Annotated in this window: 23 protein-coding genes; 12 read left to right on the top strand and 11 right to left on the bottom strand. The window is 68.1% G+C overall.

Going from position 1 to position 26285, the window contains the following annotated elements:
* Positions 1-156: 156 nt before the first annotated feature.
* Positions 157-1497 carry a hypothetical protein gene (locus KQ305_RS10905; protein WP_259725432.1) on the bottom strand — a complete coding sequence of 447 codons (1341 nt, stop codon included), beginning with the start codon at positions 1495-1497 and terminating at the stop codon, positions 157-159.
* 120 nt (positions 1498-1617) lie between these two features.
* Complete coding sequence (dnaK, locus tag KQ305_RS10900; protein WP_259725431.1) at positions 1618-3522, bottom strand: molecular chaperone DnaK; 1905 nt, start codon at positions 3520-3522, stop codon at positions 1618-1620.
* Positions 3523-3698: 176 nt separating this feature from the next.
* Between dnaK and KQ305_RS10895 the strand changes: the two genes are divergently transcribed.
* The 4 genes from KQ305_RS10895 (at position 3699) to KQ305_RS10880 (ending at position 6365) form a co-directional block, all read left to right on the top strand.
* Positions 3699-4613, top strand: a complete 915-nt coding sequence (locus KQ305_RS10895) for a shikimate dehydrogenase (protein ID WP_259725430.1) — start codon at positions 3699-3701, stop codon at positions 4611-4613.
* Between the two features lie 36 nt (positions 4614-4649).
* Positions 4650-5117, top strand: coding sequence for a Tic20 family protein (locus KQ305_RS10890; RefSeq protein ID WP_259725429.1), 468 nt, complete (start codon positions 4650-4652; stop codon positions 5115-5117).
* Positions 5118-5210: 93 nt separating this feature from the next.
* The gene (gene rpsF / locus KQ305_RS10885; RefSeq protein WP_259725428.1) at positions 5211-5573 is read left to right on the top strand and encodes a 30S ribosomal protein S6; all 363 of its coding nucleotides are present in this window, start codon (positions 5211-5213) and stop codon (positions 5571-5573) included.
* A gap of 57 nt (positions 5574-5630) precedes the next feature.
* Positions 5631-6365: a hypothetical protein gene (locus tag KQ305_RS10880; RefSeq protein ID WP_259725427.1), complete on the top strand. Its 735-nt coding sequence runs from the start codon at positions 5631-5633 to the stop codon at positions 6363-6365.
* On the opposite strand, the gene KQ305_RS10875 is transcribed toward KQ305_RS10880, so the two are convergent.
* Positions 6328-7584: an argininosuccinate synthase gene (locus tag KQ305_RS10875; protein WP_259725426.1), complete on the bottom strand. Its 1257-nt coding sequence runs from the start codon at positions 7582-7584 to the stop codon at positions 6328-6330. The genes KQ305_RS10880 and KQ305_RS10875 overlap by 38 nt on opposite strands.
* Positions 7584-7841, bottom strand: coding sequence for a hypothetical protein (locus tag KQ305_RS10870; RefSeq protein WP_259725425.1), 258 nt, complete (start codon positions 7839-7841; stop codon positions 7584-7586). Before KQ305_RS10870 ends, KQ305_RS10875 begins: the two co-directional genes overlap by 1 nt.
* 51 nt (positions 7842-7892) lie before the next feature.
* Between KQ305_RS10870 and KQ305_RS10865 the strand changes: the two genes are divergently transcribed.
* The 3 genes from KQ305_RS10865 (at position 7893) to KQ305_RS10855 (ending at position 9566) form a co-directional block, all read left to right on the top strand.
* On the top strand, positions 7893-8144 hold the full coding sequence (locus tag KQ305_RS10865; protein ID WP_216907275.1) for a DUF3134 family protein: 252 nt from the start codon (positions 7893-7895) through the stop codon (positions 8142-8144).
* A gap of 34 nt (positions 8145-8178) precedes the next feature.
* Complete coding sequence (gene mraY, locus KQ305_RS10860; protein WP_259725424.1) at positions 8179-9255, top strand: phospho-N-acetylmuramoyl-pentapeptide-transferase; 1077 nt, start codon at positions 8179-8181, stop codon at positions 9253-9255.
* A 62-nt stretch (positions 9256-9317) separates the two neighbouring features.
* On the top strand, positions 9318-9566 hold the full coding sequence (locus KQ305_RS10855) for a hypothetical protein (protein ID WP_259725423.1): 249 nt from the start codon (positions 9318-9320) through the stop codon (positions 9564-9566).
* Between the two features lie 53 nt (positions 9567-9619).
* On the opposite strand, the gene KQ305_RS10850 is transcribed toward KQ305_RS10855, so the two are convergent.
* On the bottom strand, positions 9620-9826 hold the full coding sequence (locus KQ305_RS10850; protein WP_311134346.1) for a 5'-phosphoribosylglycinamide transformylase: 207 nt from the start codon (positions 9824-9826) through the stop codon (positions 9620-9622).
* A gap of 68 nt (positions 9827-9894) precedes the next feature.
* On the opposite strand from KQ305_RS10850, the gene purT reads away from it, so the two are divergent.
* Complete coding sequence (gene purT / locus KQ305_RS10845; protein WP_259725422.1) at positions 9895-11100, top strand: formate-dependent phosphoribosylglycinamide formyltransferase; 1206 nt, start codon at positions 9895-9897, stop codon at positions 11098-11100.
* A gap of 135 nt (positions 11101-11235) precedes the next feature.
* Entirely contained in the window at positions 11236-12165 is a 930-nt protein-coding gene (locus KQ305_RS10840; protein ID WP_259725421.1) for an LCP family protein, read from the top strand.
* A 4-nt stretch (positions 12166-12169) separates the two neighbouring features.
* Here KQ305_RS10840 and KQ305_RS10835 read toward each other — a convergent pair whose 3' ends face one another.
* The 5 genes from KQ305_RS10835 to KQ305_RS10815 are packed head-to-tail and all read right to left on the bottom strand — an operon-like array spanning position 12170 to position 18230.
* Positions 12170-12661 carry a TerB family tellurite resistance protein gene (locus KQ305_RS10835; RefSeq protein WP_259725420.1) on the bottom strand — a complete coding sequence of 164 codons (492 nt, stop codon included), beginning with the start codon at positions 12659-12661 and terminating at the stop codon, positions 12170-12172.
* 3 nt (positions 12662-12664) lie between these two features.
* Positions 12665-15655 carry an excinuclease ABC subunit UvrA gene (gene uvrA, locus KQ305_RS10830; protein ID WP_259725419.1) on the bottom strand — a complete coding sequence of 997 codons (2991 nt, stop codon included), beginning with the start codon at positions 15653-15655 and terminating at the stop codon, positions 12665-12667.
* 51 nt (positions 15656-15706) lie between these two features.
* Positions 15707-16642: an oxidoreductase gene (locus KQ305_RS10825; RefSeq protein ID WP_259725418.1), complete on the bottom strand. Its 936-nt coding sequence runs from the start codon at positions 16640-16642 to the stop codon at positions 15707-15709.
* A 59-nt stretch (positions 16643-16701) separates the two neighbouring features.
* Positions 16702-17262, bottom strand: coding sequence for a DUF4334 domain-containing protein (locus tag KQ305_RS10820; protein WP_259725417.1), 561 nt, complete (start codon positions 17260-17262; stop codon positions 16702-16704).
* A 14-nt stretch (positions 17263-17276) separates the two neighbouring features.
* Positions 17277-18230, bottom strand: coding sequence for an AraC family transcriptional regulator (locus KQ305_RS10815; protein WP_259725416.1), 954 nt, complete (start codon positions 18228-18230; stop codon positions 17277-17279).
* Positions 18231-18509: 279 nt separating this feature from the next.
* On the opposite strand from KQ305_RS10815, the gene KQ305_RS10810 reads away from it, so the two are divergent.
* Both KQ305_RS10810 and KQ305_RS10805 read left to right on the top strand, forming a co-directional pair.
* Positions 18510-20297, top strand: coding sequence for an autotransporter outer membrane beta-barrel domain-containing protein (locus KQ305_RS10810; RefSeq protein WP_259725415.1), 1788 nt, complete (start codon positions 18510-18512; stop codon positions 20295-20297).
* A 71-nt stretch (positions 20298-20368) separates the two neighbouring features.
* Positions 20369-21766: a glutamate decarboxylase gene (locus KQ305_RS10805; RefSeq protein ID WP_259725414.1), complete on the top strand. Its 1398-nt coding sequence runs from the start codon at positions 20369-20371 to the stop codon at positions 21764-21766.
* On the opposite strand, the gene KQ305_RS10800 is transcribed toward KQ305_RS10805, so the two are convergent.
* Complete coding sequence (locus KQ305_RS10800) at positions 21732-23678, bottom strand: amylo-alpha-1,6-glucosidase (RefSeq protein WP_259725413.1); 1947 nt, start codon at positions 23676-23678, stop codon at positions 21732-21734. The two genes, KQ305_RS10805 and KQ305_RS10800, sit on opposite strands and share 35 nt — an antisense overlap.
* Positions 23679-23736: 58 nt before the next feature.
* On the opposite strand from KQ305_RS10800, the gene KQ305_RS10795 reads away from it, so the two are divergent.
* Complete coding sequence (locus KQ305_RS10795; protein WP_259725412.1) at positions 23737-26103, top strand: HAD-IC family P-type ATPase; 2367 nt, start codon at positions 23737-23739, stop codon at positions 26101-26103.
* Positions 26104-26285: the final 182 nt, after the last annotated feature.

Below are 26285 nucleotides of genomic sequence, written 5' to 3'. Positions count from 1 at the left end.
CCCTGCTGGAGCAGCCGGCCGCGGGGCTGCTGCTGGCGGCGGGGCACTACCGCAACGGCCTGCTGCTGGCACCGGCCAGCGCCGCCTGGGTGGCCGACCGAATCGAGGCCGGCCCCCTCGGCGCCTGATGGAAAACCTCCAGCGGTCCCGTTTCGCTCAGAGCCCCAGGCCTCCAAGCCACTGCCGTGGTCCGGGCATTCCCGCCAACCTCAGGTAGTGGTAAGCCTGGAGGCCGCCTCCAACAGGAGAGGAGTCGAAGATCTGCCCAATCTTGTAGAAGATGATCGGCATCCCCCAGAAAGCAAGACCCAGAGGTGCCACCCAGGCAGGAACCACAACACGCTCCAGCCAGTGGGGTAAGCGAATGCGACAAAGCACGGAACTTCTAAGCTCCGAGTTCGACTCCACGGTAACAATCATGGCAGAAAGCAAGCAGATGCTCACCCATCGACCCACATCCATTGCCATGTAGAAAATCGGTCCCATGCAGATGAACTGAACGCTGGATACAACCACGAAGAACCAGGCACGCTGCTTGTCCTTCGTTCCAAGAACACAGGCCAGAAGAAAGACTCCTGCAAGTCCCATCAAAACAATGTAAATCCAGCTGGGAACCCCAAGAACATCAGAGGAAAGGAAGGCCATGTTCTCCTTGATGAACACACTGCTGGGCTGACCGATGTAGCTGATCGCTCCACTCGGGCCCTCCGGCGGCAAGTATGTACCAGTGAATGGAATGGTGTTGCGCCAAGCCAGGGAGATCTGTTTCCCCTGCTGGATCGTGCCACTGCGGAGCAGAACCGCCATTGCACTGCCGAGTGGAAGCATCAGACACGACAGAAGAAGACCTGGCCTGAACATTGGCAGAGACCCAGCACGAGCGCCGGCTTGAACGCTGCTTCCAGGGTTCTCCCGAACTGAAAAGAAAAGCATCAGGGCCAGAGAGGGCAAGCCAAAGAAAATGATCAGTTCATGACTCAAGATGCCTATGGACAGCAGAATCGAAAATCCAATTGCCAGTACGGGACGCCGCGGCAGAACCATGACCAGGCGGACGCAGAGGGCAAAGATCAGCAGAATCAAGATATCTTTCTTCATCAGTACCCAGTCCACATAAATCGGAAATCCAAGCAGCGGAGTTGTCAACAAAGCCCAGCGAGGGAGCACCCCTGTTGACCTTCGCCAGAGGTAGATAGAGAAACAGAGCAGCAGAAGGAGCGACGCCATGATCGCCACAAGACTTGGTGGCACACCAAAACCGTCATAGGCGAACCGAATGAGGGTGCCCGGCAAGCCTCTGCGGACAAAACCAGCACTGAAATCGACCAACCACTCCGTGATGCCGTAGTTCGTCAGAGGCGAATTCCGGCCGACATAAATCAACCGTCGGATCACGGCCAATAGATAGGGAATGGCAAAGAGAATGAAGAGGATCCTTTCGCGTCGTCGTGCCAGACCTACACGATCCAGAAATCTCTCAGGGACTTCTTTCCCCATAGCAGTCAATCGCCAACCTGCAGAAGGCTAAGGGGAGATGGCAATCCGTCAAAAAAAACGCCCCCTAGGGGGCGTTTGGTGGCTAAGGCACCCGCAGAGGTGGCGTACCGCTGCGTGGACTCACTTGCTCTCTGTGAACTCCGCGTCGATGACGTCATCGGCAGCGGCGGCGGTGCCGTTGCCATTGCCGCCGGGGGCGGCGCCGGCGGGTGCACCCTCCGCACCGGCCTGCTGGTACACGGAGGCACCGGCGGCATAGAGGGCTTGCTGGAGCTGCTCCAGGCTGGCCTTGATGGCCGGGCTGTCGTCCTTCTCAAGGGCTTCCTTGAGGTCGGTGGAGAATCCCTCCACCTTGGCCTTGTCCTCGGCGCCCACCTTGTCGCCCAGTTCGCCCAGCTGCTTCTCGGCTTGGTAGATGAGGGTCTCGGCCTGGTTCTTCAGGTCGATCTTCTCGCGCTTCTCCTTGTCGGCGGTGGAGTTCGCCTCCGCGTCCTTCACCATCTTGTCGACTTCGTTGTCGCTGAGGGTGGAGGCCCCGGTGATGGAGATGCTCTGCTCCTTGCCGCTGCCCTTGTCCTTGGCGGTGACGCTGAGGATGCCGTTGGCGTCGATGTCGAAGGTGACCTCGATCTGGGGCACGCCACGGGGGGCCGGGGGAATGCCGTCGAGGCGGAAGGTGCCCAGCGACTTGTTGTCGGAGGCCATCTCGCGCTCGCCTTGGAGCACGTGGATCTCCACGTTGGTCTGGCCGTCGACGGCAGTGGAATACACCTCCGACTTCTTGGTGGGGATGGTGGTGTTACGGGTGATCATCTTGGTCATCACGCCACCGAGAGTCTCGACGCCCAGGGAGAGCGGGGTGACGTCGAGCAGCAGGATGTCCTTGACCTCGCCGGCCAGCACACCACCTTGGATGGCGGCACCCACGGCCACCACCTCATCGGGGTTGACCGTCTGGTTGGGGGTCTTGTTGGTGATCCGCTTGACCAGCTCAAGCACCGCGGGGATGCGGGTGGAGCCACCCACCATCACAATCTCGTCGAGCTCACTGGTGGAGAGCTTGGCGTCCTTGAGGGCCTGCTCCACCGGCACCCGGCAGCGGTCGATCAGCTTGGAGGCGAGCTCCTCGAACTTGGCCCGGGTGAGGGTGAGGTCGAGGTGCTTGGGACCTTCGGGGGTGGCGGTGATGAAGGGCAGATTGATCTCGGCCTGGGTGGCGCTGGAGAGTTCGATCTTGGCCTTCTCAGCCGCCTCGGTGAGGCGCTGCAGAGCCTGCTTGTCCTGACGCAGATCGATGCCTTCGTTGGCCTTGAAGTTATCGGCCAGGTGATCGACGATCACCTTGTCGAAGTCGTCACCACCCAGGTGGGTGTCGCCGCTGGTGGAGAGCACCTCGAAGACGCCGTCGCCCACTTCCAGCACGGAGACGTCGAAGGTGCCGCCGCCGAGGTCGAACACCAGGATGCGCTCATTGCTCTTGCGATCCAGTCCGTAGGCCAGGGCTGCAGCCGTTGGCTCGTTGATGATCCGCAGCACCTCGAGGCCGGCGATCTTGCCTGCGTCCTTGGTGGCCTGACGCTGGGAGTCGTTGAAGTAGGCCGGGACAGTGATCACCGCCTGGGTGACGGTTTCACCCAGGTACTTGCCGGCATCCTCGGCCAGCTTGCGGAGCACTTCGGCCGAGATCTCCTCGGGGGCGAACTGCTTGCTGAGCACCGGGCACTTGATCTTGACGTTGGAGCCAGCCTTCTCGACGCCGTAGCTGACTTCCTTCGATTCCTCATTCACCTCATCGACCCGGCGACCGATGAAACGCTTGACGGAATAAAAGGTGTTCTCCGGATTCATGACCGCCTGGCGTTTGGCGATCTGCCCCACCAGTTTGTCCTGATTCTTCGTGTAAGCGACCACCGAAGGCGTCGTGCGGAAGCCCTCAGCGTTGGCGATCACCGTGGGCTTGCCGCCCTCCATCACGGCGACGCAACTGTTCGTGGTGCCGAGGTCAATACCGACAACCTTGCCCATGGATGACCACCTCCTGGTGTGGATGAATTTCTGGCTTCTGCCATCTTCTGCACCTGGGGTTGACCCAGGCGAGGTGTGGTTCCCGAACCGGTGCCGTACCAGGACGGAAGCGGCGGCCTGTCGGAGCCTGGGATCCGGCGGTTCTACGGTCGGGCGGCAGCTGATCGCGCAAGCCCATGGCGACCCCCCCGAGAGCACCGGCGATCGGTGGCGGCACCGCCCTGGTGGGGGTGCTGGGGGATCCGGTGCGCCACTCCCTCTCGCCGGCGATGCACAACGCGGCCATCGCGGAGCTGGGCCTCGACTGGGCCTACCTGGCCCTGCCGGTGGCGGCCGCCGACCTGGCCGTGGTGCTGCGGGCCCTGGCGGCGATCGACTGCCGCGGCCTCAATGTCACGCTGCCCCACAAACAGGCCGCCGCCGAACTGGCGGATGAGCTGACGCCGCTGGCCCAGCGGCTGGGGGCCGTGAACACCCTGGTGCGGCGCGACGGCGGCGGCTGGCTCGGCACCAACACCGATGTGGAGGGGTTTCTGGCGCCGCTGCGGCCCCTGGCCGCCCGTGAAGCGCTGGTGCTGGGCTGCGGCGGCAGTGCCCGGGCGGTGGTGGCGGGCCTGGTGGACCTGGGCCTGGACTGCATCCGGGTGGCGGGCCGCGACGCCACGCGCCTGGACCCGTTCATCCGCTCCTGCGCCGGCTGGGCCCCCGGCCTGGTCCCCCTGGCCTGGGGACCCGACAGCACCGGCTCAGCGGACCCCCTGGGAGCGGCGTTGGCGAGCACCGATCTGGTCGTGAACACCACACCGGTGGGCATGGCCTCCGGCAGCGATCCCACCGCAGCGGAACGCTCGCCCCTGCGCCCCGTCCAGGTGGCGGCCCTGTCGCCGGAGGCCATCGTCTACGACCTCATCTACACCCCGAGACCCACGGCCCTGTTGCGCCTGGCCCGCCACCAGGGCTGCCGCACCATCGACGGCCTGGAGATGCTGGTGCAGCAAGGGGCCGCCTCCCTGCGGCTCTGGAGCGGGCTCAAGGAGATGCCGGTCATCGCCATGCGGGCCGCAGCTCTGGCCAGGTTGGAGGGCCCCTAGCCTGCGGAAACGTTCCCGTGTCCCCCAAGAGCCCCCATGGAAGGTCCTCCGATCTGGCAGCGGCTGCTGGGCGCCCTGGCCTACCTGCTGCCCCTGAGCGACGCCCTGCGCTTCGGCCAGGCCCTGTTCGACATGTTCCCTCTGCTGCAGTGGGTTGCCGTACCGGCCCTGCCCCTGGTGGTGCTGGAGCAGGCCGTTCCTTTCGGAGGACTGGTGCTGTTCCTGGTGCTGTTCCTGCTGGTGGTGCGTAACCCCAAGGTGCCCTACCCGATCCGCTTCAACGTGCTGCAGGCGATCCTGATCGACATCGTGCTGGTGCTGCTCACCCTCGCCTTCGACACGGTGCTGGCTCCCCTCGGCGCCGGCTTCGCCATTCGGACCCTCTCCAACACGATCTTCCTCGGAACCCTGCTGCTGGTGCTCTTCTCGGTGATTCAGAGCCTGCGGGGCAAGGAAGCCGACATCCCCACCGTCTCCGAAGCGGTGCGGATGCAGCTCTACTGAGCCCGCTGAGCCCAGGGGAGTGACGGCGCTGGGATAGGTTGTCAGATCCGTCGCTGATGGGTTTCAAGCCCCTCAGCCCCTCTACAGGCGACCATGACGCAGCCCTATTACGAGACCATGTACATCCTCCGGCCGGACATTCCGGAAGAGGAGGTTGAGACCCACGTCGCCAAGTACCGCGACCTCGTGGTCGAGGCCGGTGCCGAAGTGCTCGACACCCAGATGCGTGGCAAGCGCCGGCTGGCCTATCCGATCGCCAAGCATCGCGAAGGCATCTACGTCCAGCTCAACCACAGCGGCGATGGCCAGCAGGTGGCCGTGCTTGAGCGGGCCATGCGCCTCTCGGAAGATGTGATCCGCTACCTGACCGTGATCCAGGATGGCCCCATGCCTCCTCCCCGCAGCGTCCCTGGCGCTGCTGTTGAGGTGGCCCCCACCGAACCGGCGGCGGTCTGATTCGGGTTGTTCATCGCTGAGGACTGGGCCTACAGTCCGCCCAATGGGTACCAGGCGATGACTGCAACGGACAAGGAGGAGGCCAACCCGGAGGGAAAGACCCCACCGCGTGCGGTGCCGGCACAGCCGGCTTACATCCCTTCCGGCTGGCCCGCCAACGCCAACCAGGTGCCTCCTGCGCCGAGCGTCCTGTCGACCGGGAAACCCGTGGCGCCTCCACCGGCCGCAAGCTTCAGCTTCGGGGAGGTTTCCTCTTCGCTCGCAGAGCCTGCCGCCGTCTCCCGGGAACCACACGGCGACGATCCGATCGTCCTGGCCCCCGAGCTGCCACCGGATCCCAGGGAGGTTCCCTCGGCGACTGCCGTGGGAACCTCCAGCCTGGCCATCACCACCACCGGCCCCGATGCCCAGCAACTCGAGATGGAGTTGGCAGCCGCCCGGGATGAGCTCAAGGCCCTGCACGAAATGCTGGAGGATCTTCCCGAGATCTTCGAGCGCAAGTTTCAGCAGCGCCTGGCCACGGTGATGGAACACCAGAAACACCTGCTGGACGACAATCAGGCCCTGCGGGAGCGGCTTTACAGCCTCAGCCCCGCCGCTGCCGACGGTCCTCCTCCCGGCTCAGGCCGCCCCCAGCCCCTCCTATTGCCAACTGTGGCAAAGACGGAGGGCTGGGGCCAGGCCCTGAAGCGGGCCCTGCGGCTGGGCGACCCGGAGGCCGATGGGCGACCAGGCGAGGGAACCACCCAGAAGATCAGTCGCCACGACGACGGGCGGCCCATAACCGTGTAGGCATCCCCCACACGTAGATAAAGCCTTCGGCGGCCCGGTGATCGAACAGGTCCTCGGCCCCGTAGGTGGCCATGTCGGGCACGTAGAGGCTGTCGCTGGAGCTGGAGCGCCCCACCACGGTGGCGCTGCCCTTCTGCAGACGGATCCGCACCAGGCCGTTCACCGTGGCCTGCGTGCGGTCGAGGAAACCGTCGAGGGCATCCTTGAGGGGGCCGAACCAGAGGCCCTGGTACACCAGGTCAGCCCAGCTCATCTCGATCTGGCGCTTGTAGCGGAGAACGTCAGCGGCCAGGGTGAGGCTTTCGAGCTCCTGGTGGGCGCGGATCAGCAGCAGCAGGCCGGGGGTTTCGTAGATCTCCCGACTCTTGATGCCCACCACCCGGTTCTCGATCATGTCGAGGCGGCCGAAGCCATGGGCCCCGGCCAGGGCATTGGCCCGCCGGATCAGGGCCACCGGATCAAGGCGTTCGCCGTCGATCGCCACCGGATTGCCCTGCTCGAAGGCGATCTCCACCACCTGCCCCTCGGCCGGGGCGTCCGCCACGGACCGGGTCATGGCGAAAACCTCTTCGGGCGGCTCCACCATCGGATCCTCCAGAGGGCCGGCCTCGATGCTGCGGCCCAGCAAGTTGAGGTCGATCGAGTAGGGGGATTTTTTGCTCACCGGTGCCGGAATGTCACAGCGCTCGCCATAGGCGATCGTCTCCTGGCGGCTCATGCCCCATTCCCGCGCCGGCGCCAACACCTTGAGGTCGGGGGCCAGGGCGCCGATGGCGACATCGAAGCGCACCTGGTCGTTGCCCTTGCCGGTGCAGCCGTGGGCCACAGCATCGGCACCCACCTCCCGGGCCACCTCCACCAGACGGCGGGCGATCAGGGGGCGGGCCAGGGCCGTGGAGAGCGGATAGCGGCCCTCGTAGAGGGCATTGGCCCGGATGGCAGGGAAGGCGAACTCTCGGATGAACGGATCGATCAGGTCGTCGACCAGGGAGCGGCTGGCGCCGGCCGCCAGGGCCTTGAGCCGGATCGGCTCGAGTTCGTCGCCCTGCCCCAGGTCGGCGGCAAAGGTGATCACCTCCTTCACCCCCCACTCCCGCAGCAGGTAGGGGATGCAGACGCTGGTGTCGACTCCACCGGAGTAGGCCAGCACCACCTTCTCGGCACGCGGCGTTCCCGGACGCGGTGCACCGCCCGCCGCCTGCTGCCCCAACTCCGCCATCAGTGACGCTCCTGCTCTGTGGCGACCGATTCTGTCGCCTCGGGCCATTCTCCCCCCTGGTCCGCCGCCGGCAGCCGCCAGCGGAGCAGAACAACCAGGGCCAGCAGCAGGGGAGGCCCGAGCACCAGGGCCGCCACCAGCGCTGGCACGATCGGCAGGGGCAGGGGCCAGCGGACGGCGGCCGCGGCCAGCAGGGTGCTGAGCACGAGGGCCGCCGACCAGAGGCGGGCCACTTCCAGGATCTTGGCGGTGGACATGGGCGGCGCGGTAAGGTGATGAGTCGGTCCTTGACGACCCAGCCTGACGGCATGAGCATTCTCGACACGATCAATCCTTCCCTGACCCGCTACCGGCGCAACGAACCGGCGCCGGTGCTGCCATTGCGGGATGAGCCCGATCTGCTGAGCCTGCTGGAAGCCAGCGGCCGGCTGGTGGCCGATGAGGAAACGGCCAGCACCGATGTGAGCACGGTGGAAGAGGAGGAGCTGTCGGCACTGATGGGCGAGAAAGAGGATTACAGCCCGGCCGACGAGCCCTCGGAGGAAGACTGGGAGGACTGACGGTCCGATCCGTCACCACCCTGCAGCCCCTCCGATGGCCTCCCGCGACGGCCGCACGCCTGCGGCCCTGCTCGCCCTGATCCTGCTGACCGCCTGCCTGGCCAGCGACGCCCTGGTGGCCAATTCCATGCTGACCCTGCCCCTGGTGGTGGCGGCCCTGGTCAGCGCTGGGGTGGCGGCCCTCGGGGTGCCCCGCCTGCGGGCCCTGAAGCTGGGCCAGGTGATTCGCGATGAGGGTCCCCAGGGCCACCACAGCAAGGCGGGCACCCCCACGATGGGGGGTCTGCTGGTGGTGCCCGTGGGGGTACTGGTGGGGGGGCTGATCAGCCCGCAGTATCCCCGCCTGCTGGCGGTGGCGGCGGTCACCCTGGCCTACATGGCGATCGGCGCCGTCGACGACTGGCGCAGCCTCACCCGCCGCACCAACACAGGCCTGAGCCCCAGGGGCAAGCTGCTGCTCCAGGCCCTCGCTGCGGTGGGCTTCCTTGTCTGGGCCCACCAGGGCGGCTGGCTGGGGGGCGGCGTGCCCGGCGATCTGGGCCTGCCCTTCGGCCGGGTGCTCACCCTCGGGTTGCTGATCTGGCCGCTGGCCCTGTTCGTGTTTCTGGCCGAGAGCAACGCCACCAACCTCACCGATGGGCTCGATGGCCTGGCCGCCGGCTGCGGCGCCGTCGTGTTCACCGGAATGGGGCTGCAGCTGATGCTGCGGGGACATGGGGGCGATCCGGTGCTGGCCGCCTTCTGCACGGCCATGGCGGGCTGCTGGCTCGGCTTCCTCAGCCAGAACCGGCACCCGGCCAAGGTGTTCATGGGAGACACGGGCTCCCTGGCCATGGGGGCCGCCCTTTCCTCGGTGGCCCTGCTCAGCGACAGCCTCTGGCCTCTGCTGCTGATGGGAGGGGTGTTTCTGGCCGAATCTCTCTCGGTGATCCTTCAGGTGGGCGTGTTCAAGGCCACCAAGGGTCCCGACGGCCAGGGGCGGCGACTGTTCCGCATGGCCCCGCTGCACCACCATTTCGAACTGGGTGGACTGCCGGAGCAGCGCGTGGTGCTCGGCCTGTGGGGCGTCAGCCTGATACTGGTGTTGCTGGGTCTGGTGCTGCTGCCCTGAGTAGCCCCCCTGTCGTCGATCGCGGCGGCCCCCCGCCAACCGCTCCGTCGCACCCCGGGCCCATGGCCTTTTTCACCTGGAAGGAAACGGGCCTCACCGCCGACTGCGCCAGCCTGGAGGCCATGGCGGCACGCTTCGAGGAGGCGGCGGCCCTGATGCGTCGCATGGCCGGCGAAGGCTTCAAGGTGGAGCGCCACCCGGAGGGGCAGCGCATCACCCACCCCGATCCGGCGGTGTTCGGGGCCTACGGGTTCGTGAGCGAGGAGTCGGCCGAGAGCCAGCTCACGCTGCTGGACGAGCCCGGCCCCTGACCCTGGCAGCGGCCACCCCTGAGCTCAGCCAGGCGCATGGGGGGCCAGGACGCTCAGCGGCGCAGATAGCCCACCAGCCACACCACCACGAAGGCCAGGGAGGAGACGCCCAGGTAAATCAGCGTCCATTTCTGGAAACCCGCCACATCCCAGCCGAAGGGGAGCAGCCCGTTGGCCGCATCACCCACCGTGCTGAAGCCAAGTGGGCCAAGGCCAGGGGCCAGGGGGCCAGCGCCAGGGGGCAGGGGGGGGAGCGCCATAAGCATCGCGGCACGTTAGGGGAAGGGGCGCGCGCCGCGTCAGGATCGCCCGATCCGCTCCCCCAGCCATGGCACCAGCCCCCTCCCCCTTCCCGCGGACGGTGATGCTGCTGGGCAGCGGCGAGCTCGGCAAGGAGGTGGCCATCGCCGCCCAGCGGCTGGGCTGCCGGGTGATCGCCGTCGACCGCTACGCCGGTGCCCCCGCCATGGCGGTGGCGCAGGTGAGCGAGGTGGTGGCCATGGCCGACCCCAACGCCCTCAAGGCGGTGGTGCGGCGCCATCGCCCCGACGTGGTGATCCCGGAAATCGAAGCCATGGCGGTGGATGCCCTGGCGGAGCTGGAGGCGGAAGGCCTCACCGTGATTCCCACCGCCCGGGCCACGGCGGTGACCATGAACCGTGACCGCATCCGTGACCTGGCCGCTCGGGATCTGGGGCTGCGCACCGCCCGTTTCGCCTATGCCGAAAGCGCTGCGGAACTGGCGGCAGCGGCGCCCCCCCTGGGCTGGCCCGTGGTGGTGAAACCGGTGATGAGCTCCTCCGGCAAGGGGCAGAGCGTGGTGCATGGCCCCGACGACATCAAAGCCGCCTGGGACGGGGCCATGGCCGGAGCCCGGGGGACCGGTGCCCGGGTGATCGTGGAGGAGTTCCTGCGCTTCAGCCTGGAGATCACCCTGCTGACGGTGCGCCAATGGCAGGGGCCCACCCTGTTCTGCCCGCCGATCGGCCACATCCAGGAACGGGGCGACTACCAGTGCAGCTGGCAGCCGGCCCGGCTGGGGGAAGGGCAGCTGGCCGCGGCCCAGGCGATGGCGAAGGCCGTCACCGACGATCTGGGCGGCGCCGGCCTGTTCGGGGTGGAGTTCTTCCTCTGCGGCGAGCCCGGTGCAGAGGAGGTGGTGTTCTCGGAGCTCTCCCCCCGGCCCCACGACACGGGCCTGGTGACGCTGGTGGGCCAGAACCTGAGCGAATTCGAGCTGCACCTGCGGGCGGTTCTGGGTCTGCCGATCCCTGCGATCCGCAGCCTCGGAGCGGCGGCCTCCCGGGTGATCCTGGCCGGACCCGAAGCCCCCAGCGGGCCAGGCACACCCACCTACCTGGGGCTGGAGCACGCCCTGGCGGTGCCGGACACCCAGGTGCTCATTTTCGGCAAACCCGACGTCCGGCCCTGGCGGCGCATGGGGGTGGCCCTGGCCCGCGGCGCCGATGAGGCGGACGCCCGCGGGCGCGCCGATCGAGCCGCCGCCCTCGTTGTGATGCAGACCAGCCGATAAACCGTCGCCACCACTGGTTTTTCAGCGCTTTGAGCCTTAGGGTGCGTCCCTGCGGGTAGCACAATGACTCAGGCCCATTCACCCTCAAGGCTCGCGCGCTCCCGGAAGGCACGGGAGAGGCGGGAACTGGGGGCCGTGGCGCTCCCTGAGAAGACCAGCACCAAGACTGATCCGAAGCACCGGCCCGCGACCCAGCACCGGTCCCGGCGCCGCCCCCTGGTGACCTTCGGGCTGGGCATCGTCGTGGGTGCCGTTCTGGCCGGTCCTCTGCCGGCCCGCATCGCCCCGTTCCTGGCCGGCCTGATTCCCGCCCCCCGCGGCATCGGGGCGGTGCTCAATCCCCTCTCCGTCGAAAACCGCCGCATCCTCGTGCTCGGTCGCGACACGGTGGGCGAGAACACCGACGTGATGTTCACCGTTCGGCTCGACGGTGACATCACCCACATCACCCAGGTGCCGCGGGACACCTTCATCGAGTCCCCCCAGCTGGGGGTGGTGAAGGCCAATTCCCTGTTCGCCCTCGGCGGCATCCAGACCACCAAGGACGAGGTGGGCAGCCTGCTGTCGGCTCCCATCGACCGCTACCTGAAGGTGAACCTGGACGCCGTCAGCAAGCTGGCCGAGGCCCTCGGTGGCGTCGAAGTGGACGTGCCCAAGCGGATGTATTACGTCGACAACGCCCAGGGGCTCTACATCGACCTGTATCCCGGCAAACAACTGCTGAAGGGCAACAATCTGGAGGGTTTCCTGCGCTTCCGCCACGACGAACAAGGCGACCTGGGCCGGATGGAGCGCCAGCGGCTGGTGATGGCCCAGGTGTTCCGCAAGCTGGCCGAACCGGCCACGATTGCCAAGCTGCCGGCCCTGCTGGAGATCGCCGGCAATGACATGGTCACCGACCTCTCCCCGATCGAGATGACCCAGCTGATGTCCGCCCTCGGCAGGACCAAGCTGAGCACCCAGCGGGTGCCTGGCCGTCTGTACTGGCACAACGACCTCAGCTACTGGATGCCCGACAGCAACCAGGTCCACCCCTCCGGCAGCGGCGAAGAGCCACTCCCCTGAAGCTTCAGGCGGGGCCCCGGCCGTCGTCGGAGCTGCGCCAGCCGGCGGTGAGCTCGGCCAGGAGCTGGGCCAGACCCTCCTTTTTCGGCAGGTCGGCCTCCGCCGCCCATTCGATCTCCTGGCTCTTGGCGTCATCGAGGCCCAGCAGCTCCACCAGGTGGCGGTAGGCCACCCGCTCCTGGGCGTTGATGCTGGGCTCGGCCGGTGAGCGCCGGCCCACCCGCACCATCATGTAGCTGAGCTTCAGGGCCAGCTGGCGGGCGTCGCTGCCGCTGAGCTGGGCCACCAGAGCATCCAGACCCGCCACAGGCAGCCGCTCGGCCAGAAAGGCCTCCAGCTCCGCTTCGCCGAGGCCATCGGGGCTGCCGCCGTGCAGATGGCGGGCCACCAGCTCCGCGAGCAGCTCCCGCTCGGCGGTGGAGCATTCGCCGTCGGCCCAGGCGACGGTGCAGACGATGCGCAGCAGGGCCGCCTGGGCAGGGGTGAGTTCAGCCATGGGTCAGGCCGCGAGGGGAATGGGGGGATGTTGCTCCAGCACGTGCCGCAGGTAGCGGCCGGTGTGGCTGTCGGCGTTCTCAGCCACGGACTCGGGGGTGCCGATGGCGACGATGTGCCCCCCCTTGTCGCCGCCCTCCGGCCCCAGGTCGATCAGCCAGTCGGCGCAGCGGATCACATCGAGATTGTGCTCGATCACCAGGATCGAGTTGCCCTTGTCCACCAGGCGCTGCATCACGTCCATCAGCTTGTGGACGTCATAGAAGCTGAGGCCCGTGGTGGGCTCATCGATCAGGTAGAGGGTCTTGCCGGTGGCGCGGCGGGAGAGCTCGGTGGCCAGCTTCACCCGCTGGGCCTCACCGCCGGAGAGGGTGGGTGCGGGCTGGCCCAGCTTGATGTAACCGAGCCCCACGTCCACCAGGGTGCTGAGCCGGTCGCCGGCCTGGGGGATGGCGGCGAACACCTCGGCGGCCTGCTCCACCGTCATCTCCAGCACATCGGCGATGGTGTGGCCCCGGAAGGTGACCTGCAGGGTCTCGCGGTTGTAGCGGGCCCCCTTGCAGACGTCGCACTGGACATAGACGTCAGGGAGGAAGTTCATCTCGATCACGTTCACGCCCTGGCCGCTGCAGGACTCGCAGCGTCCCCCTTTGACGTTGAAACTGAACTGGCCCACCTGATAGCCGCGGGCTTTGGCCTCCACCGTGGCGGCGAACACCTGGCGGATCGGATCGAAGGCACCGGTGTAGGTGGCGGGGTTGGAACGGGGGGTGCGGCCGATCGGCGACTGGTCGATGACGATCACCTTGTCGATCGCTTTGATGCCCCGCAGCTCTTCAAGCCCGGAGGGGAAGGGCACCTTCATGCCGAGGCGGTTCTCCAGGGCCGGGTGCAGCAACTCGTTCACCAGGGTGCTCTTGCCGCTGCCGCTCACCCCGGTGACACACACCAGCCGGCCGAGGGGGATCTCCACGTCGATGCCCTGGAGGTTGTTGCGGGTGCAGTTGGACAGGGTGAGCCGGCGGCTGCCGGCATCGCGCCGCTCGGCGGGGGTGGGGATGGAGCGGCGGCCGCTCAGGTAGGCCCCGGTGAGGGAGTCCTCGGCATTGAGGAGGTCGTCGAGGGATCCCTCGGCCACGATGTGGCCGCCATGGACGCCGGCACCGGGGCCGATGTCCACCAGGTAGTCGGCGGCGCGGATCGTGTCCTCGTCGTGCTCCACCACGATCAGGGTGTTGCCCAGGTCCCGCAGCTTCGTGAGGGTGGCGAGCAGGCGGTCGTTGTCACGCTGGTGCAGGCCGATGCTGGGCTCGTCGAGCACGTAGAGGACGCCGGTGAGGCCGGCGCCGATCTGGGTGGCCAGGCGGATCCGCTGGGCCTCCCCACCGGAGAGGGTCATGGCGGGACGATCGAGGCTCAGGTAATCGAGGCCCACATCGAGCAGGAAGCGCAGACGCATGCGGATCTCCCGCAGCACCAGATCACCGATCTGGATCTGGCGACTGTTGAGCAGGGGCTCCGCCCCCTCGCTGGCCCCCACCCCCATCAGGGCCTCGATGCGCTCCAAGGTGTCGGACACGCTCACCGAGGTGAGCTCATGGATGGCGTAGGGACCCACCCGCACCGCCAGGGCTTCGGGCCGCAGCCGCAGACCGTGGCAGCTTTCGCAGGGCACCAGCTCCAGGTACTTCTCCAGCTTCTGACGCACGGATTCGCCACTGGCGTCGCGCAGCTGGCGCTCCAGGATCGGCAGGATCCCCTCGAAGGGCCGCACGTAACCCTCGCTCTTGCGATAGCGGCTGTCGGCCTTGATGGCGATCGGCTCCTGGCTGCCCTGCAGCAACACCTGGCGCTGCTCCTCGGTGAGCAGATTCCAGGGGGTCTTGAGCTCGAAGCCGAAGGCCTCACCGACGCTGAACAGCAGGGAGAAGTAGTAGCTGTTCTCCTTGTCGCTCCAGGGGGCGATGGCGGCGTACACCGGCAGGGAGGGGTCGGGCACCACCCGCTCCACCGTGAACCTGCGCAGGTGGCCGATGCCGTGGCAATCGGGGCAAGCACCGTAGGGACTGTTGAAGGAGAAGAGGCGGGGGGACAGCTCCTCCATCACGGCGCCGTGCACCGGGCAGGCAAAGTTTTCGGAGTAGAGCCGTTCACGCTCCACGCCCTCGGGCAGGGGCTCGTTGGCCTTGGGCACCACCTCCACCAGGGCCAGGCCCTCGCCGCGCTTCAGGGCGGTGCGCAGGGAATCGGTGAGGCGTTCGTTGATGCCCTCACGGGCCACCAGCCGGTCGACCACCACCTCGATGTGGTGCGCATGGTTCTTGTCCAGCTCGATGTTGTCGGCCAACTCGCGCACCTCACCGTTGATCCGCACCCGGGCGAAGCCCTCGGACACCAGACCCGCCAGCAGCTTCACGTGGGTGCCCTTCTTGCCACGCACCACGGGGGCGAGCAGCTGGTAGCGGGTGCCTTCGGGCAGGGTGAGGATCTGGTCCACCATCTCGTCGATGGACTGGGGACGGATCGAGCGGCTGCACTGGGGGCAGTGGGGTTCGCCGGCACGGCCGTAGAGCAGGCGCAGGTAGTCCTGGATCTCCGTGACCGTGCCGACCGTGGAGCGGGGGTTGTGGCTGGTGGATTTCTGGTCGATCGAGATGGCGGGCGAGAGCCCCTCGATCGCATCCACATCCGGCTTATCCACCTGGCCGAGGAACTGGCGGGCGTAGGCGGAGAGGCTCTCCACATAGCGCCGCTGACCCTCGGCGAAGATCGTGTCGAAGGCGAGGGAGCTCTTGCCGCTGCCGCTCACCCCGGTGAACACCACCATGCGGTTACGCGGGATGGTGAGATCCACGTTGCGCAGGTTGTGCTGGCGGGCACCCCGGACCCGGATCACGTCCTCAAGGCTGCCGCCGTTCAGGGTTCGCAGAGCGTTCTCCACCACGGGGGTGTCCGCCTCGGCCTTGCTGGTGGATCCGGCGCGGGCGCGGGGCATGGGGGGTGGTCGGCAGCCGATGAGTCTACGGGGGACGGCCCTTGGAGAGGCTCAGGCCAGGGCGGGCAATGGCGCAGCCTCGGCGCAGAGGTCCTGGCTGACATCCCAGAGGCGTCGGCACTGATCGGCGTCGAGGGCGGCCGGGGCGATACGCACTTCCGTGGGCCATCCACGCATACCGCCCCACTGGTCGGGGCCGTAGTGACCACCGGGCCTGGCCCCAGGGGCGGTCGCAGCGAACAGCTGGGGCAGGGCCCCCATGGCCGCGCTCTGGAACAGGGGGTCCATCAGCCGGTAGGCGAGGGGCTCAAGCCGGGATCCGGTGGCGGCGATGGAGGCGGGCTGGAGGTTGGTGCGGGCCACGCCGGGGTGGGCAGCCAGGGAGAGGACGGGGCTGCCCTGCTCAGTGAGGCGGCGCTGCAGTTCCAGCGCGAACATCACATTGGCCAGCTTGCTCTGGCCATAGGCGCCCCAGCGGTCGTAGCGGCGCTCGCCCTGGAGGTCATCGAAGGCGATGCGACCGAAGTACTGAGCCCCGGAGGTGACCGTGACCACCCGGGCACCGGGGCGATCCCGCAACAGCGGCAGCAGGGCGAGGGTGAGGGCGAAGTGGCCCAGGTGGTTGGTGCCGAACTGCAGTTCGAAGCCCTGGTGGGTGAGCCGGCGGGGCGGCGCCATCACGCCGGCGTTGTTGATCAGCAGATCGAGGCGCCCGTAGCTCTCGGCAACGGTCCCGGCGACGGCGGCCACGCTGGCCAGGTCGGCCAGGTCGAGGTGCAGCACGTCGAGGGCGCCGGTGAAAGCGGCGGCGGTGAGCAGCTCCTCGCGGGCCTGCTCCGCCTTCACCAGCGATCGGCAGGCCAGCAGGACCGTGGCACCCCTGGCGGCCAGCGCCCGGGCGGTTTCCAGACCCAGCCCGCTGTTGGCGCCGGTGACCAAGGCGATGCGCCCGGACTGATCAGGGATGTCGGCGGCGGTCCAGCGCATGGTGATCGGCAGAAAGGCAGAGCGTTGCGGAGAAAGCCATCACCCGGAGCGGGCCTCTCTCAAGAAATCGTAACGGAATGTGACGGACCCGGTCCTTCGCGGCGCAGCAGGAAGAAGAACGGCGTCTCCATGCCCTTGAAGTCCATCACCCCCAGCACGCTGGCGTCGTCCAGCCGGCGGAAGACGTCGTTGATGGGGAGGTGGTCGTAGACCATGGTGGCGCTGACCACGCCGCGGTAGCTGGTCATGCGCAGCCGGGCGCCGGAGTGGGCAGTGCTGAGCAGGGGCATCAGCAACTGGAAGAGGCGGCCGGCCAGGGCTGATTTGGGGACGGGGAACCGGTCGCTCAGCCGCAGCCCGGGCCCCAGCGCCTTGGGGTCCAGGCAGGCCAGGCCGCCGCCGAGGGTGGTGAACACCAGCGGATGCACCGCCTCGGCGCTGTCGAAGCGTTTGCCATGCCAGTGGAAGGCCTCCAGGGCGCCGTCGAGGGGATGGCCGGTGGGGAGGCTCTCCCCCGTCCAGGCACCAAGCATGAAGGGGATCTCCACGGGGGGGAGCCCGTCGAAGCGGGCGAAGGCCTCGGCAGTGGTGGCTATGGGGATGGGGGTGGGAGAACCCACGGCGGGTTCGCGGGTCAGAGGCCCATTGTCCGTCGCTGGCGCGTGCGGCGTGGGGACTCCCCCCAGCAGCGGCCGTAGTCCGCCGCGGTGGCCCCGCAGGCCAGCAGTCCGGCGGCCTGCATCAGTTCGGCGACGCTGTGGTGGTCGTGGTCGGCCACCTGCAGGAGCTGCCGCAGGCGCCGCAGACGCCGCCGCTTCAGCTCCGCCATCGGCGAACGGCCCAGCTGCTCCCGGAAGCCGTACTGCAGGGTCCGAACGGACAGATCCATGGCCAGACCCAGCTCCTCAAGGCTGAAGCGGCGGCAGAGGTGGGCCTCCATCCAGCGGCAGGCCTCGGCCACGGTCTCGCGGTGGCGGCAGCCGGTGAGGCGTTCCCGGCGCCGAACGGAATCGGGAGGATGGCTCCAGTGCTGTAACGCCTCCTCCAGGGCCGCGGCGGCGTGCTCGGACCCCTCCGGTCGCCAGGCGGCGGCCATAGCCAGCTGCAGGCCTGCCGCGATCAGCCGGCGAGGAACCGGCCCCTGGTCGAGCAGGGGTGAGGGTGGTGCGGCACCTTGCAGGCAGGCCTCGGGAATCAGGATCGAGAGGCCGGTGATGGTGTCGCTGGTGAAACCCTGCATGGCATCGCCGGGACGGAACAGCAAGGCCATGCCCGGTTCGGCCACCCGCTCGACCCCATTGACCCATTCCTGCGTCAGTCCCTGGAGTGGCAACCAGAGCACCCCGTGGCCGCCCTGCTGGCGCTGCAGCTCCACCCGGCCACTTCCGTGAAGCAGCAGCACCTCAAATTCCGCGACAGCCCCCCAACGGATGTGGGCCTTGAAGGGGGGTGAACCCGGCAGCAGCCGGCTGCGGTGATGGCCGAGGGTACCGGCGACGAGGCTGTCCCAGGCGCCGAAATCGTCGCTGCGCAAAACTGTGCTCAGGCCCGGGGCCTCGAACAACTGCAGCGGTTTCAAACCGGCCAAGACACCGGTGCGGCTGAAACCTTTGTACCGCGGCCGCAGATCAGCCGGTGCCTCATCACAAGCGTTGCTGCAAAGAGGTTGAACGTTGTGTCCTTTCGGGGCACTGCCCGATGCCCACGCCAGTCAGCCGCGGCCTTGGCCGCATCGCCTTGACCATGAAAGCTTGCGTTTCTCTTACATTTGCCGACAATTTAGCCCTAGAAATATGAATAAGAGTCCCTATAATCGTGCTTCTTTAGAGCCCTGCCCATAGAGTATTTGGAAGTGACTTTTCAAGGCATGGTCATCGAACAGAAGCGCCCATCTGTCCGCATGATCGGTGGTCTGCTTTCGGTGGGTGCCCTGATCGGCAGCCCAGGCCCGGCCATGGCGGACACCAGTCTCTCGATCGGCTCCAACGGTGTTCAGTATCAGATCAATTACGAACTTTTCCAGGCACCGGATTCGTCCAGAGGCATCGATCCGCGCCTGCAGAACACGGCCTGGTGGGGACGGCAACAGGCCGCCGAAAGCACGGCCGCACTGCTGCAGACGCCCCTCGGCGCCGCCTATGCCTACCGGCCCCTGTTTGTGAGCGGCACCTGGGACCTCTGCTACTGGGAATCTGCGGCGTCCGGTTCCCGATGCATCGGCCGAACCGTTGATCTGCTGATCCTGAACTATCAGGCCGTGCCGACCTCGACGAACCCGAATGTGAGTGGCGCCGCCTTGAGCATCCTGGCCAATTCCTCCGGCCCCCAGCAGCCGGTGGCCACGGGCCTGGGCCAGGGGGTGGCCGGGTATGTCATCAGCGGCCAGGGGGGTCAGCCGACCGTGGTGGGCGCCACCAGCAACGCCGACTTCAATGGTGTCCTGGCCGCCGTGAACGCCCTACCCAGCCAGGCGGCCGTCAATCAATCCTTTCAGCAGGTGATCGCGGAGCCCTATGCAAGCCAGGTGTCGATTGGTCTGGAGACCCTGGAACGCTTCCGCCAGGACGCCCTGGAACTGGCTCTGTCCACCCAGAAGGTGTCCTTCGGCTCCGGGGCCGGGACCTGCCCGCCCCGTCCACCCGAGGACGAGCGTGCCGACCAGCCAGCCGCCTCCGGTCCCTCCGCCCCCTCCCCCGCGTGCACCGGACGGGAGGGTCACCGCTGGGCCTTGCTGCTGGATGCCTCCAACAGCAAGGCGTCACTGAGGGGAACCGGCGGCCTTGCCTCCCTGGATTATCAGATCTTCCAGTCCACCTATGGCCTGGAGTATCGCCTCTCCCCCGATTGGCGCCTGGGTGGCGTCTTCGGCTATGGAACCAGTGGACTGTCCAACTACCAGTTCAGCAACGTGACCATCGATGCGGACACCTATTCGGGTGCCATGTACAGCCTGTACACACCTGGACCGTCCTGGAAGATTGCCGCCCTGGCTGGCTACAGCAGTTTCCAGAACCGATCCAATCGCCCGATTCAGTTCGGGACGATCGATCGCACCGCCCAGGCGCGATGGTCTGGCCATGGCTTCAACCTGGCCTTGACCTCTGAATACGACTGGGTGCTGAACCCGACCCGACCAGCCACCGGCGACAACCCACCGGCCCCCCAGCGCGACGCCCTCAGGCTCAAGCCACGGGCTCTCGTTTCCTACGCCAAATACAGCCAGGGTGCCATCAACGAAACCGGCGCCAACTCCCTGAATCTGACTGTCAACAGTCACACGGCTGATTCGCTCGTGCTGGGCCTTGGGGGAACCCTGGAAGTGCCGATCAGGCTGTCGAATCAGTCGCGGCTGATTCCACGGCTCAGCATCGGCTACGAGTACGACGTGATGGGGAATGCCGACGAGGAGCACCAGCTCACGGCCTCCTTCGCCCAGGTTCCGGAACCCGGATCGCTGACCCTCCTGGGTCAGAACCGCGGCGCCAGTGCCTTGGATGTGGGGCTGAATGTCGAGTACGAAGCCTCAGAAAGCCTGTCGCTGTACGCCGATGTGGGCGGCTCCTTCTGGAGCAACGGCAACGAGATCTCCTACGGCGGTGGGCTGCGCTGGCGGTTCGGGGGAGCTCCCGGGGGCGGGGGCACCGCCGCCCCCTGAAGGACGAATCCGGCGGCACGGGCCCAGCGCGCTCCTAGCCTGAATGGGCTAGGTGAGCGCCGTTGCGATCGATGACCCTCCACGAAAAGCCGGCGGCCAGGTACTCCCTGGAGGACGACATTTATTCCTCCTCCGATCTCTCGGTCACCCTGCCGAAGAGCCATTTCCCCAGCAGGGAGCACAATCCCCGTGCCGTGTTCGCCGCCATCCGCGACGAGCTGATGCTGGATGGCAATTCCCGCCAGAACCTTGCCACCTTCTGCCAGACCTGGGTGGAGGACGAAGTGCACGCCCTGATGGATCTGTGCATCGACAAGAACATCGAGGACAAGGACGAATATCCCCAGACCGCGGAGATCGAAGCCCGCTGCGCCCGCATGGTGGCCGACCTCTGGCACGCCCCCGCGATCGAGGGAGCCATCGGCTGCTCCACCACCGGCTCCAGCGAAGCGGCCATGCTCGGGGGCCTGGCGATGAAGCGCCGCTGGGAAGCCCAGCGCCAGGGGCAGGGGAAGCCCAGCGACCGGCCCAACCTGGTGACCGGACCGGTGCAGATCTGCTGGCACAAGTTCTGCCGCTACTGGGACATCGAGCACCGCGAAATCCCGATGCAGCCGGATCAGTTGCTGCTGACCCCCGAGGCGGCCCTCGGGCTCTGCGACGAGAACACCATCGGCGTGGTGCCCACCCTGGGGGTCACCTTCACCGGCCAGTACGAACCGGTGCAGGCCCTGGCGGCCGCCCTCGATGACCTGGAGGCCCGCACCGGCCTGGACATCCCCATCCACGTGGACGCCGCCAGTGGCGGATTTCTGGCTCCTTTCTGCGCCCCCGATCTGGTCTGGGATTTCCGCCTGCCGCGGGTGCGCTCGATCAATGCCTCCGGCCACAAGTTCGGCCTGGCGCCCCTGGGGGTGGGCTGGGTGCTGTGGCGCCAGACCACCGATCTACCCGAGGAGATGGTGTTCTGGGTGAATTACCTGGGGGGCAACATGCGCGACCTCACCCTCAACTTCTCCAGGCCCGGGGGCCAGGTGGTCTGCCAGTACTACAACTTTCTGCGCCTGGGCCGGGAGGGCTACCGCAAGGTGCATGCCGCCTGTTACGCCACGGCCCAGTACCTGGCCCGGGAGATCGCCAAGCTGGGGCCGTTCGAGATCCTCTACGGCGGGGATGATCAATCCGGCATCCCCGCCCTCTGCTGGACGATCCGGGAGGGAAGCGACGTGAACTTCACCCTCTACGCCCTCGCCGACCGCCTGCGGGTCCGCGGCTGGCAGGTGCCGGCCTACACCCTTCCCGCCCACTGCCAGGACATCACCGTGCAACGCATCCTGGTGCGCCATGGCGTCAGCCGGGACCTGGCCGATCTGCTGCTGGAGAACATCCGCCAGTCGCTCGATGGCTTCACGAGCCACCCCAGCCACAGCGCCCTCAATGGCCCGGAACTCTCGGGCTTCCACCACTGATCGCCGTCCAGGCCGCCAGCACCTGGGCCACCGACCAGGCCTGGGCGATGCAGCCGCGAGGGGCATGGGGGGCGTCGCCGTCGAAGATCTCGCTGAGGCTGCCCAGTCCCGCCGCGCCCAGGTGATCGGCCATGGGCTCCAGGTACGACAGCGCCAGGGGCCCATCGCCATGCAGACGGAAATGGGCCCGGGCGAAGGGCCCCAGCCACCAGGCCCACACCGTGCCCTGGTGGTAGGCCCCATCCCGCCGCTGAGCGTCGCCGCCGTAGTGGCCGCAATACTCAGGATCGGCCGGATCCAGCGTGCGCAGCCCGTGGCGGGTCAGCAGCCTCTTGCCGCAGAGCGCCAGCACGCTGGCGGCCTGCTCCTGGTTCAGCAGCGTCTCCGGCAGCGACAGGGCCAGCAGCTGGTTGGGCCGCAGCCGCTCATCGGGGCGTCCCGAAGGTCCGTCGATGACATCGAAACAACAGCCGAGCCGCGGGTTCCAGAAACGCTGGAAGCCCGCCGCGGCCCGATCCGCCAGGGCCTGCCAGCGGCCTGGATCGGCCCCGGTGAGCCGGGAGAAGCCCGCCATCGCACGCAGGGCGTTCACCCAGAGGGCATTCACCTCCACGGCCTTGCCGTGGCGGGGGGTGATGGCCCGGTCGCGGGGCTTGGCATCCATCCAGGTGAGCTGGGTTTCCCCCTCACCGGCGCTCAGCAGCCCGTCGGCAGGATCCATGCGGATCCCGAACCAGGTGCCCGCCACGTGGTGGTCAAGGATCTCCTCCAGCTGGGGAAAGAGCTCCCGCACCAGGGCGTCGCTGCCGCTGGCGGCCCGATGCTCCGCCAGGGCCTGAAAGAACCACAGCGTGGCGTCCACCGTGTTGTATGAGCGCTGATCCAGGGCTTGGTCGGCCCGGTCGGGGAAGCTGTTGGGAATCAGCCCGTGGCTGCTATGGGCTGCGTAGGTGCGCAGGATCCGCTCGGCCCAGCCGCAGCGGCCCGTCACCAGGGTGAGGCCCGCCACGCTGATCATCGTGTCGCGACCCCAGTCGTTGAACCAGGGGTAACCGGCGATCAGCGAAGCCCCCGACGGCAGGCGCTCCACCACGAAGGCATCGGCCGCCAGCACCAGCTGACGGATCCAGGCGGGTGCCTCGGGCGCCAGGGCGGGCTGGGCGGCTGCCCAGGAGCGCAACAGACCGTCCTCATGGTCGCGGCGCTCGGCCTGCGCCCGCTGGCCATCGCTGCCGACATCCCTTTGGGTGCTGGCCACAACGGTGACGACGGGATCCAGCGGACCCAGGCTCAGCGTGAGCGTGGCTGCCCTTAGGTGCTCGGCCGTGCTCGCCAGCCCACGCTCGGCCTCCGCCGCCAGGGGGAGGCCCTCCTGCCAGAGCGGTGGCTCCTCCAGGCACCAATCGCCGCGGTCGCTGACCAGTACGAACGGCGCCGCCGCCAGCGGGCGCACCTCCACCCCCCTGGCCAGGGGCGCCAGGTCCAGCACCGGTCGCTCGCCGCCGTGGTGCGAGCGGTGCTGTACGAAGGCCGTCAGGCGGAGTTCGAGCGGGCCGCCGCGCACCAGCCGGTAGCTCACATGGGTGGTATTGGCCCCCTGGGCCATCCAGATCCGCTTCTCCAGCAGGGTCTCCCCCCAGGCGAAGCGCCAGCGGGGCACGGTGCCCTCGAGGGCAAAAGACACGATCTGCAGGGGCCCGCAAGCGCCCGGGTCGCCATCCACCGACTCCTGCAGCTGGCTCACCAGCAGGGTGCGCTCCACCGGCGGCGAGAGGGCCGCAATCAGCAAGCCGTGGTAGCCGCGACTCGGCGCCCCTGACACCGTGCCCATGGCGTAACCGCCCAGGCCATTGGTGACCAGCCACTCCCGCTCAGCCGGCGGCGGCGGCGTTGGCGTTGAGGTTGGTGTCATCGGCACTCCGTTGCTGGCGGACGGCTCAGCTTGAGGAAGGACACAACGACCAAAGCCGATGTCCTGGCTCGAGCCCACCAATCTGCTGCTGCTGGCCTGCGCCCTCCTCTACGGCCTGATGGGGGAATGGATCGATGCGGCGATCCTGCTGGCGTTCGTGCTGGGCATCAGCCTGCTCGATGCCGTCCAGCAGCAACGCAGCAACCACGCCCTGGCGGAACTGGCCCGCCTGTCGGCACCCCGCGCCCATGTGCGCCGCGATGGCCAGGACCTGGAGCTCGCGACCGATCAGGTACGCCTGGGCGATCTGCTGCGCCTGGAGGAGGGGGATCGGGTGGCGGCCGATGCCGCGATCACCGAGGCGGTGGGGCTGTGGCTGGATGAGTCCCTGCTGACGGGGGAATCCCTGCCGGTGGCCCGCACGGACCCTGGCGAACGGGTGCTGGCGGGGTCGCTGGTGGCGGGAGGACGGGGCTGGGGCACGGTGGTGGCCGTGGCCGAAGCCACGGAGCTGGGCCGACTCGGCCAGAGCCTGGCCACGGTGACGCCGCCTCTGACCCGGCTGCAGCGCCAGACCCGGCAGCTGACCACCCGGCTCTCGCTGGCGGCCCTGGCCCTCTGCGCCGCCCTGGCCGTGATCCAGGGAGCCTCGAGCGGCGACTGGCCCCGGGCCCTGCTGGCCGCCCTGGCCCTGGCCCTGGCGGTGCTGCCCAACGAGATTCCCGTGGTGCTGGCCCTGTTCCTGGCCCTCGGCGCCCTGCGCCTGGCCCGGATCGGCGTGCTGGCCCGCTGGCCGGCGGCGGTGGAGAGCCTCGGCAGCGCCACGGTGCTCGCCGTCGATAAGACCGGCACCCTCACCGAGAACCGCATGGGGGTGCAGCAGCTGCTCACCTGGCCGGATCTGGAGGCCTGGCAGGCCGGCACGCCCCTGGAGGAGCCCTTCCACCCTCTGCTGGAGCTGGCGGTGCTGGCCAGCCGGGGCGATCCGGTGGATGCCATGGAACAGGCGATTCAGCGCCTGGCCGCCGACCAGCTGGACGACACCGAGCACCTGCATCCCGACTGGCCCCTGGAACGGGAGTACCCGTTGCAGAGCGATCTGCTGGTGTTCTCCCGCCTCTGGCGGGACGGCGACGGGGAGCTGCAACTGGCCGCCAAGGGGGCACCCGAGGCCATCGCCGATCTCTGCCACCTGGATGGGGAGCGGAGCGCCGCCCTGCTGGCCGCCGCCGATGGCCTCGCCACCCTGGGGCTGCGGGTGCTGGCGGTGGCCCGTGGGCTCGATGGCGTGCCGGTGCACGGGGGCCAACCGCCCACCAGCCGTGCTGGCCTGCCCGAGGACGTGCACGACTACCCGTTCGAACCGGTGGGCTTCCTGGCCCTGGCGGATCCGCTGCGGCCGGATGTGCCGGCGGCGATCGCCACGGCCCAGGCGGCTGGCGTGCGCGTGGTGATGATCACGGGGGACAGCCCGGTGACGGCCCGCTCGATCGCCGATCAGGCGGGTTTGCCGCCGGGACCGGTGCTCTCCGGCCACGAGCTGGACGCCCTCTCCCCGCAGGCGCTGGCGGCCGGCATCGGCGCGGTGTCAGTGTTCGCCAGGGTGATGCCCCAGCAGAAGCTGCAGTTGGTGCGCGCCCTGCAGGCCGCCGGGGAGGTGGTGGCGATGACCGGCGATGGCGTCAATGACGCCCCGGCCCTCAAGGCCGCCGACATCGGTGTGGCGATGGGCAAGCGCGGCAGCGCCGTGGCGCGGGAATCCGCCGATCTGGTGCTGCTCAACGACACCTTCAGCGATCTGGTGCAGGCCCTGGAACTTGGTCGGCGCGTCGATGCCAACCTGCACAGGGCGCTGGGCTACACGCTGGCGATCCACCTGCCGATCGCGGCCCTCGGCCTGATGCCGCTGCTGCTGCCGGGCCAGGCCCTGATCCTCCTGCCGGTGCACATCGCCCTGCTGCACCTGGTGATCGATCCGGCCTGCACGGTGGTGTTCGAGGCGCTGCCGGCCACGCCAGGCCTGATGCGGCAGCCGCCCCGCCCGCCGGAAGCACCCCTGTTCGGCCCCGACACCTGGCGCCATTCCCTCACCCAGGGGGCCGTGGTCATGGTGGCCGCCCTGGTGCTGGCCTTCTGGCCCGACACGGACACCGAATCACGCCGCAGCCTGGTGTTCTCGCTGCTGTTGCTCGCCGGCGGCGGGCTGGTGTGGCTGAACGGGGATCCCCACAGCCGCATCACCGCCGCCGGAGCCGGCATCGGCCTGGGGTTGTGGCTGCTGTTGATGGCGTTCCCCGCTCTCCAGCGGGCCCTGCAACTGGCGCCCCTGACGCCCGTCCTGGTCCTCACGCTGCTGCTCATCACCGCGGCGGCCCTGCTGGTGGCCGGCCTGCTGAACCGCTCCCGGCTCCGGCGGCGTCCCTGAACCCAGCAGGCTGGCGGCGTAGCTGTGGGCCTCGCCGGAGTCGCCGCCGGCCAGTTCCGCCAGGCGCCGCAACAGCTGGGCCATGGCGCCGCTGACGGCCTGCGGCCTCGGCCGTTCGAACGCGCTTCGCTGGAGCGTTGCTGCCGATCTGATAGCCGCAGAAGCCGGACTCAACCACATGA

It is taken from the genome of Synechococcus sp. CS-1332 (genome assembly GCF_025127995.1).
In the GTDB taxonomy this organism is placed as follows: domain Bacteria; phylum Cyanobacteriota; class Cyanobacteriia; order PCC-6307; family Cyanobiaceae; genus Cyanobium.
Note: the sequence above shows the minus strand (reverse complement) of the source record. Positions and strands in the feature narration are given on the sequence as shown.

Excerpts from the sequence above, each read along its gene's own strand:
- KQ305_RS10905 (WP_259725432.1), bottom strand. The coding sequence starts at position 1,497 with ATGGGGAAAGAAGTCCCTGAGAGATTTCTGGATCGTGTAGGTCTGGCA.
- dnaK (WP_259725431.1), bottom strand. The coding sequence starts at position 3,522 with ATGGGCAAGGTTGTCGGTATTGACCTCGGCACCACGAACAGTTGCGTC.
- KQ305_RS10895 (WP_259725430.1), top strand. The coding sequence starts at position 3,699 with ATGGCGACCCCCCCGAGAGCACCGGCGATCGGTGGCGGCACCGCCCTG.
- KQ305_RS10890 (WP_259725429.1), top strand. The coding sequence starts at position 4,650 with ATGGAAGGTCCTCCGATCTGGCAGCGGCTGCTGGGCGCCCTGGCCTAC.
- rpsF (WP_259725428.1), top strand. The coding sequence starts at position 5,211 with ATGACGCAGCCCTATTACGAGACCATGTACATCCTCCGGCCGGACATT.
- KQ305_RS10880 (WP_259725427.1), top strand. The coding sequence starts at position 5,631 with ATGACTGCAACGGACAAGGAGGAGGCCAACCCGGAGGGAAAGACCCCA.
- KQ305_RS10875 (WP_259725426.1), bottom strand. The coding sequence starts at position 7,584 with ATGGCGGAGTTGGGGCAGCAGGCGGCGGGCGGTGCACCGCGTCCGGGA.
- KQ305_RS10870 (WP_259725425.1), bottom strand. The coding sequence starts at position 7,841 with ATGTCCACCGCCAAGATCCTGGAAGTGGCCCGCCTCTGGTCGGCGGCC.
- KQ305_RS10865 (WP_216907275.1), top strand. The coding sequence starts at position 7,893 with ATGAGCATTCTCGACACGATCAATCCTTCCCTGACCCGCTACCGGCGC.
- mraY (WP_259725424.1), top strand. The coding sequence starts at position 8,179 with ATGGCCTCCCGCGACGGCCGCACGCCTGCGGCCCTGCTCGCCCTGATC.
- KQ305_RS10855 (WP_259725423.1), top strand. The coding sequence starts at position 9,318 with ATGGCCTTTTTCACCTGGAAGGAAACGGGCCTCACCGCCGACTGCGCC.
- KQ305_RS10850 (WP_311134346.1), bottom strand. The coding sequence starts at position 9,826 with ATGGCGCTCCCCCCCCTGCCCCCTGGCGCTGGCCCCCTGGCCCCTGGC.
- purT (WP_259725422.1), top strand. The coding sequence starts at position 9,895 with ATGGCACCAGCCCCCTCCCCCTTCCCGCGGACGGTGATGCTGCTGGGC.
- KQ305_RS10835 (WP_259725420.1), bottom strand. The coding sequence starts at position 12,661 with ATGGCTGAACTCACCCCTGCCCAGGCGGCCCTGCTGCGCATCGTCTGC.
- uvrA (WP_259725419.1), bottom strand. The coding sequence starts at position 15,655 with ATGCCCCGCGCCCGCGCCGGATCCACCAGCAAGGCCGAGGCGGACACC.
- KQ305_RS10825 (WP_259725418.1), bottom strand. The coding sequence starts at position 16,642 with ATGCGCTGGACCGCCGCCGACATCCCTGATCAGTCCGGGCGCATCGCC.
- KQ305_RS10810 (WP_259725415.1), top strand. The coding sequence starts at position 18,510 with ATGGTCATCGAACAGAAGCGCCCATCTGTCCGCATGATCGGTGGTCTG.
- KQ305_RS10805 (WP_259725414.1), top strand. The coding sequence starts at position 20,369 with ATGACCCTCCACGAAAAGCCGGCGGCCAGGTACTCCCTGGAGGACGAC.
- KQ305_RS10800 (WP_259725413.1), bottom strand. The coding sequence starts at position 23,678 with ATGACACCAACCTCAACGCCAACGCCGCCGCCGCCGGCTGAGCGGGAG.
- KQ305_RS10795 (WP_259725412.1), top strand. The coding sequence starts at position 23,737 with ATGTCCTGGCTCGAGCCCACCAATCTGCTGCTGCTGGCCTGCGCCCTC.